The sequence below is a fragment of the Paenisporosarcina sp. P4_D4 genome (assembly GCF_056401835.1).
In genome coordinates this window covers 1-1,221 of record NZ_JBFUIO010000309.1, presented here as the reverse complement: position 1 = coordinate 1,221, position 1,221 = coordinate 1, and the positions used below count along the sequence as shown (strand labels likewise).

General features: G+C 39.3%; 1 protein-coding gene. It reads left to right on the top strand.

What is annotated here, in order from left to right:
- The first annotated feature begins 99 nt into the window (after positions 1-99).
- Entirely contained in the window at positions 100-870 is a 771-nt protein-coding gene (locus AC1DSL_RS18415; RefSeq protein WP_477533359.1) for a DUF817 domain-containing protein, read from the top strand.
- Positions 871-1,221 lie beyond the last annotated feature (351 nt).

The window sequence follows — 1,221 nt, the reverse complement described above, 5'->3', positions numbered from 1 at the left end:
ATTCAGCGGTGAACCTATGTACATAACCCTAAATCTATTTAACTACTTTACTAAGCAGGACTTACAAATATTCAGTAAAAACCTTAGGAGGCACAAATCATGAGAGCACTAAAAAAACTCGTTCGTTTTGGTTGGGAGCAGGCTTTATCATGTTTGTTTCCTGTCGTTATTTTTGCCTCTTTGGCTTTTACACAGATCATGCCACTTCCATTTCTACCACGGTATGACTGGCTACTCATCATCTGCCTTCTGATGCAGTGGTGGATGATACGTTCTGGGCTTGAAACACGGGATGAACTAAAGGTTATCACATTGTTCCACCTTATTGGACTTGCGCTTGAAATTTTCAAGGTACATATGGGCTCTTGGTCTTATCCAGAGGAAGGATATTTCAAAATTTTTGGAGTGCCTCTCTATAGCGGATTCATGTACGCAAGTGTAGCGAGTTATCTTTGCCAGGCGTGGAGGAGATTTAATGTTGAACTAGTAAAGTGGCCACCGTTTCTGGTAGTTGTACCTCTTGCAGCTGCGATTTATTTGAATTTTTTCACCCACCATTATTGGATTGACGTTCGTTGGTGGTTATCTGGACTCGTAATTATCGTCTTTTGGCAATCATGGGTCACTTACGTGGTTGATGGAACTCGTTACCGTATGCCACTCGCACTTTCTTTTGTGCTCATCGGATTTTTTATCTGGATAGCCGAAAATATCGCAACGTTCTTTGGAGCTTGGGAGTATCCAAACCAAACCGATGCATGGAGTCTCGTTCATCTAGGAAAAGTGAGTTCATGGCTCCTATTAGTGATTGTTAGCTTCCTTATAGTAGCGACGTTAAAGCGCGTGAAGGGAAAAATTCCACTAGGATAGATACTAAACAATTTCTATTACTGTTAAGAACGCTTTTATAAAAAATTCGGATAGTAAGGAATTCGACTTTTTTTAGGTTGAAGTACTCCTAGCGTACAAAATTCCGAATAAGATAAACTGGAAAAAGCAACGTTCGAATTGTTGCTTTTTTCTTTTTAAATAGCTTTTGATTTAACAATACTCCGGGAATGCAATTATTAGGGGTTCTTGTGAAAATATTCACTTAAACTTTAGATAGCTTAGTTGTAGAACAGTGGGCTGATAAGTCAGCTGTTATTGCGAATTAACTAACAGGGCAGGTTAGAAATGTAGGATTAAGTTCGATCTGGAATAGCGTACTAGTACACGTTC